This window comes from Dolichospermum sp. LEGE 00246 (assembly GCF_015207865.1).
Taxonomy (GTDB): domain Bacteria; phylum Cyanobacteriota; class Cyanobacteriia; order Cyanobacteriales; family Nostocaceae; genus Dolichospermum; species Dolichospermum heterosporum.
Map to the genome: position 1 here is coordinate 1 of NZ_JADEWA010000389.1, position 5,256 is coordinate 5,256.

A 5,256-nucleotide genomic window follows, 5' to 3' on the forward strand; every position below is an offset into this window, starting at 1 on the left:
CCATTACGGTATATGATGATCCCAGACAGTTTAATCATGATCAAATCTGAAAACGCATAGAAATTATGTAATTCCAAAAAAATTTGTTCTTTGTTTAATAGAACTTTTTTCTATTCAACCTGGAGATTATTTCTCTAGGAATTGTGCATCTATCTGGAGAATAAATAAACTATGATATCAATGGGAATACTATGGGTGACATCCTTTACAGGTGGTGCTTTGGCGTTGACAGCAAATTTACCACTGGGTTTAATAGCTGCATTTTCTCCAATCCAACTTCCAGCCAACTTAATTAAGCCGCAATCCCAATTTCTGACGATCGCTCAACAACATAAAAATGTTTGGCAAAAAACCTTAATATCAAAAACTGCTTTCACATTTGACTGGATAAATAGGCAATTATCATCCTACAGAAATAAGTCTATCGCTGTAGCTTCAATAAGCTTGAAGCCAAAAGAAACGCGATTTTGTTCCTCTGTGCCAGAAAATATAGCTGCACAACCTCACTTGAAAAATGCTACTAACTTTTTACCAATAGTTACACAAGTTAGTATTCCCAAGGTAGATTTATCATCTTCTACTGTTGTGCGATCGCTCCAAAGTTTCTTTAATGTCATCCGCAATCCAGTCGATCCAAATGGAAGTTATGATTACTCACCAGTATTGATTTTTAAGCGGAATCCATCCAGTTATGAAGTATGGGTTAATAACAGTTTTGTTGCCAGACTACCTGATCGAATTACAGCCAAAGCATTACAAAGACGCTTACAGCAATTAACAAAAATGCCTGCTGTACAACCTACACAATTACAACCAGGCTTAGTAGATAAAACTCCTTCCATGATGGTAGGTAATCGGTTACTATTTGCAATAGATCAAAAACTCTCTCAGCAAATTGGTCGCAGCGGTCATATTTTGGCAATGGAATGGACTAATAATTTGCGAATAGCACTCCATACCAAACCACTGACATTGGTACAAGGACAAATGGAAATGTATGGATTACAGTCCTCAACCACAAAACTTTCTGGTATAGCTTCTTGGTATGGTGGCTATTTTCACGGTCGCTTAACCGCAAATGGTGAGATATATGATCAAGATGATTTTACTGTTGCCCATCGGACTCTACCTTTTAATACCTTCTTAAAAGTCACCAATTTAGAAAACAATAAATCCGTGATTGTCCGCGTTAATGATCGTGGTCCGTATATTTTACCCAGAAGCCTGGATTTATCTCGAACAGCGGCTCGTTGTATCGGTAGTGAACATACTGGAGTCGTAGCTTATCAGGCTGTGATTTTACAACAAAATTTCCCAACAATGACCTTGAAACCATCTCAACCAAAAACTGAAAATATGGCTAATGCTAAAAGTGAGTTATTAGTTTCCAATTTTTAGGGAACACCAAAAAATAAATTACCCAATTTTGTGGGATGGGCATCCTGCCCGTCCTTGATGATTAGCAGGCAATTCGTCCCGCACCACAAGAAATTTTTGGGTATTTTTTTAATTGGAAGTCCCTTAGTGGCAGGATCAGGGCTGTTTCATTCTAAAATCTGACATTTTATGTATTCACGAGAATGCTTGAACTTTGTAGTGCGGGCATCTTGCCCGCTAGAATTATACAAACTAAATGCACAACAGCTTATCTCAAGACGGCTGAAAATACCTAAATTTGTTGCTTAAATCTAGAATGAAATAACCCTGCTGGAAGGATAAAGTAGAAAAGGCTTTATCCTTTATTGATATCAAACTAATTATGTCAATATCCCAACTATCACAAAGCTTTGGTAATCATCTAATTCTGGGTATTTCCGGGACAAGTTTAAATGATGATGATAAACGGGCGTTAAATGAACTAAAACCCATTGGTGTCATCTTTTTTGCCAAAAACTTTCTTGACGGTGTAAAATATCCAGTTTGGTTAGAACAGTTTAAAAACCTCATTGATGAAGTTCGCCAATATACTGAGCGTGACTCCATATTTACTACTTTAGATCATGAAGGTGGGCGGGTTGTGCGGACACCTTTACCAATTACCCGCTTTCCTCAAGCTTATTTATTGCAGTCCCATGCTTATGAAGTTGCCAAAGCCACAGCACTAGAATTAAAATCTCTGGGAATTAATCTTTCCTGGTCCCCAGTTGCCGATATTTTCTCTAATCCCCAAAACCCGATTATTGGCGCTCGTGCGTTTGGAATTACACCAGAAACCACTAGTGAAGCCGTGGGAGAATATTACCGAGGATTACGGGAAGAAGGGATTTTAGGTGCTGCTAAACACTTTCCTGGACACGGAGACACTAGCACAGATTCCCATTTGGAATTACCAATCTTAAATTTGAGTCGGGAAGATTTGCGAAATCGGGAATTGATACCTTTTCAAACATTAATTCAGTCACAAATTCCGTTAATTATGACGGCGCATATTTTGTTTCCACAAATTGATCCAGAAGTACCAGCAACTTTATCTAAAATCATTTTGAATGATATTTTACGAGAAGAGTTAGATTTCCAAGGTGTGGTAGTTTCTGATGATTTAGATATGAAAGCTGTATCTGATATCTTTATGCAATCAGGAACGATTGCGCGGGCTTTTCATGCTGGTTGTGATTTATTTATAGTTTCTCGAAATATCAATTCCTCTTCTTTAGAACGAACATATAAAATAGCTGAAGATTTCTCTGCTAGTTTGAATAATGGTACTTTGGATGTAGGAGTGGTGGAAGCTGCGCGGGAGAGGGTGGAAAAGTTATTACAGGTAACTCCTCAATATCCAGTTTCAACCCTTGATAAGGAGACGCTGCTGAAAAATGCGGAATTGGCTATTAGTTGTTGTTTGTAAGGGAACATTGGTGTCAACTTAACCTACAGATGGCTTATTTGTTGGCTTCCACACCCACCCATGAATTTCAGGGCTAATAACCAAAGTAAACTAAAGTTTACTCAAAAATTTCTCGGTTATTTAGTCATCTTCAGATGACTTCTGCTATGAGACTGGGAATTCATTCCCAGGCGGGTTATGGGTTTTACCTAAAGCTCCAATTATACTGAAAACGGTTCATAGTTTAACCAAATATGAAACCCCTCTGGTAAACCTCTCCTTAACCCTCTCCTAAGAGGAGAGGGTTAAGGAATAATATTTAATACTGGAGAGGCTTTGAACTTGTTCTTTGTATGATAAAAAAGTCCAGCTTCTAGCCGTTTTGAGTATAATTAAACTATACCCCATCCATCTTGAAAACTTGGGTTTTCACCCCTATCTACTTAACTGGTTGCAGTTTTGTGACCTTGAGTTTAAATTTACCTACCCCAGTTTCTCCAAAAGAGCGAACCCGCACAATATAAGTTCCTGATTCTGTAATCCGGGTAAATAATAGAGAATTACTTGTACCATCAGGAGCATCATCATTTTCTCCTGCTGTTGAACCATTAGGGGCTAATAGTGTAATCATACTGTCAAAGTTTTCCGATGACAAATCAATAGATAAATTATCACCCTGATTTAATTTAATTGAATAATCACGAGCAAATCCTCCTTGACCTGTGGGAATATCTTTGTTTGATAGGGTATCAGAAATTTCCGTCAAATTAGTTAATGGAATAGGGCTATATAACTTATTTTGTGCTGAGGCTGTTTTGATCCATATTCCCATTGTTAGTAATGTGATAGGAATAATTAAAATTTGCCTTAAACCTACTGCAAAAATCTTTTTCATAAAAAAAATACTGTTCCCTCAAATATCGGGTAACTAATCTAATATAGCTTTATTTTTATTTATTTGTCGTGGCAACAGCAGCTACACCCAAGACTGTAATTTGATGTTGTTCAAATGTCTTGACAGCAGCTTTAACAGTGGTACCAGTAGTATAAATATCATCTACTAATAATATTGGTATATAGGGACGACGACGCAAATCTTTACCAAGAACAAAAGCATCTGCTAAGTTCTCTTGTCTTTGGACTGGGGACAAATTAAATAGGGCTTCAGTTTCCTTAATGCGTTCTAAAGCATGGACTTTCAATTTGTATCCCGTCACATTACAAAAACCTGCCGCTATTAATGCAGCTTGATTAAAACCGCGTTGTTTTTGTTTTTTGGGGTGCATAGGAATAGGAACAACTAAAACCTGTTGTTGTGGTTGAGGTGAATGTAATAACCATGATTCCCCTAACCATTCTCCTAAAGCATAACCAATTTGTGGTTGATTTTCATATTTTAGGGCAGCGATCGCCCTTTTAACAGCGCCACCATAATTTCCCCACACAAATATGGGTAATGGTTGCTTCCATAAATAAGCGGGATTTTGCTTATGACAACTTTGGATTTGCTGAATACAATATGGACAAAGTTCCTTCTGCGTAGAACGTTGACACAACGGACAAGAAGATTTAAGAAAAAGATTAAGTAAATTTTGAAATATCTTGATCATAGATATTTTACATAAATGCGATCGCATCTGCTGGTTTCTACACCTGTTGTTGGTAGATAACCATTACTCTCATAGAGTTTAACAGCTTCAGTTAAAATACTGGCAGTTTCAATCCAAATTTGCTCAAATCCCCGCAAAGCAATAGCTATTTCCAATTGTTGTAATAAATATTTTCCTAATCCTAAACCGCGCACTCTTGGTAACAGATACATTTTTCTAATTTCTACAGCTTTTTCCCCACGATTGATGGGATAATATGCGGCAGTTCCGACAATCTGACTTTGGTGTTCAACTACCCAAAATTCTCCACCGGTTGCTAAATAATATATTTCTATTTGTAATACATCCTTGTCTGCTTCTTCCGGCTGCCAAGGTAAACCGTATTCTGATAGTACAGAACTAATAACTGTAGCAGCCAAAGTAAGGTCATCTTTTTGCCAACTACGAATAATAAAATCTTGGTAAAAATACATCTTTCTGTGAAATTGATGACTTTTGTAATTATTTTCAGCCAATATAACAAAAACCCCTCTCCATTATTTCGTAGAGAGGGGTTTTTTATTTGAAAAAATAGACCTGGCATCGAGCTATTTTCACGTGGGGCTACCCCCAAACTATCGTCGCCGCAGCAGCGTTTCACCTCTGAGTTCGGGAAGGGATCAGTGTGGTTCCACCGCGCCATAGACACCAGGAAAGCCTGATGATTTTGGATTTTGGATTTTAGATTGGACTTATCAATCCAAAATCTAAAATCTAAAATTCACAAAACCCTGAAGACTGCATTTGAGAAAGAGAAATCACAATAACAAATTGAATAGAGGT

General features: G+C 37.4%; 5 protein-coding genes and 1 rRNA gene. 2 read left to right on the top strand and 4 right to left on the bottom strand.

Translation table 11 applies throughout. The features are described 5' to 3' along the window. The first annotated feature begins 171 nt into the window (after nt 1-171). Nucleotides 172-1,398 (top strand): septal ring lytic transglycosylase RlpA family protein, encoded by a 1,227-nt coding sequence (locus IQ228_RS20460; protein ID WP_027402607.1) that lies wholly within the window; start codon nt 172-174, stop codon nt 1,396-1,398. A gap of 361 nt (nt 1,399-1,759) precedes the next feature. Further along, nucleotides 1,760-2,845: a beta-N-acetylhexosaminidase gene (nagZ, locus tag IQ228_RS20465; RefSeq protein ID WP_027402608.1), complete on the top strand. Its 1,086-nt coding sequence runs from the start codon at nt 1,760-1,762 to the stop codon at nt 2,843-2,845. 418 nt (nt 2,846-3,263) lie between these two features. Here nagZ and IQ228_RS20470 read toward each other — a convergent pair whose 3' ends face one another. The 4 genes from IQ228_RS20470 to rrf all read right to left on the bottom strand — a co-directional run bounded on the left by IQ228_RS20470 (nt 3,264) and on the right by rrf (nt 5,126). Then, nucleotides 3,264-3,719 (bottom strand): PPC domain-containing protein, encoded by a 456-nt coding sequence (locus tag IQ228_RS20470; protein ID WP_027402609.1) that lies wholly within the window; start codon nt 3,717-3,719, stop codon nt 3,264-3,266. Between the two features lie 55 nt (nt 3,720-3,774). Further along, nucleotides 3,775-4,434: a ComF family protein gene (locus IQ228_RS20475; RefSeq protein WP_035082436.1), complete on the bottom strand. Its 660-nt coding sequence runs from the start codon at nt 4,432-4,434 to the stop codon at nt 3,775-3,777. Next, on the bottom strand, nt 4,431-4,907 hold the full coding sequence (locus IQ228_RS20480; RefSeq protein WP_027402611.1) for a GNAT family N-acetyltransferase: 477 nt from the start codon (nt 4,905-4,907) through the stop codon (nt 4,431-4,433). The genes IQ228_RS20475 and IQ228_RS20480 overlap by 4 nt, the downstream gene beginning before the upstream one ends. A gap of 101 nt (nt 4,908-5,008) precedes the next feature. Then, nucleotides 5,009-5,126, bottom strand: a 5S ribosomal RNA gene (gene rrf / locus IQ228_RS20485). Nucleotides 5,127-5,256 lie beyond the last annotated feature (130 nt).

What these genes read in the sequence shown, in the direction of transcription:
- IQ228_RS20460 (WP_027402607.1), top strand. Translation starts at nt 172, where the DNA reads ATGATATCAATGGGAATACTATGGGTGACATCCTTTACAGGTGGTGCT.
- nagZ (WP_027402608.1), top strand. Translation starts at nt 1,760, where the DNA reads ATGTCAATATCCCAACTATCACAAAGCTTTGGTAATCATCTAATTCTG.
- IQ228_RS20470 (WP_027402609.1), bottom strand. Translation starts at nt 3,719, where the DNA reads ATGAAAAAGATTTTTGCAGTAGGTTTAAGGCAAATTTTAATTATTCCT.
- IQ228_RS20475 (WP_035082436.1), bottom strand. Translation starts at nt 4,434, where the DNA reads ATGATCAAGATATTTCAAAATTTACTTAATCTTTTTCTTAAATCTTCT.
- IQ228_RS20480 (WP_027402611.1), bottom strand. Translation starts at nt 4,907, where the DNA reads ATGTATTTTTACCAAGATTTTATTATTCGTAGTTGGCAAAAAGATGAC.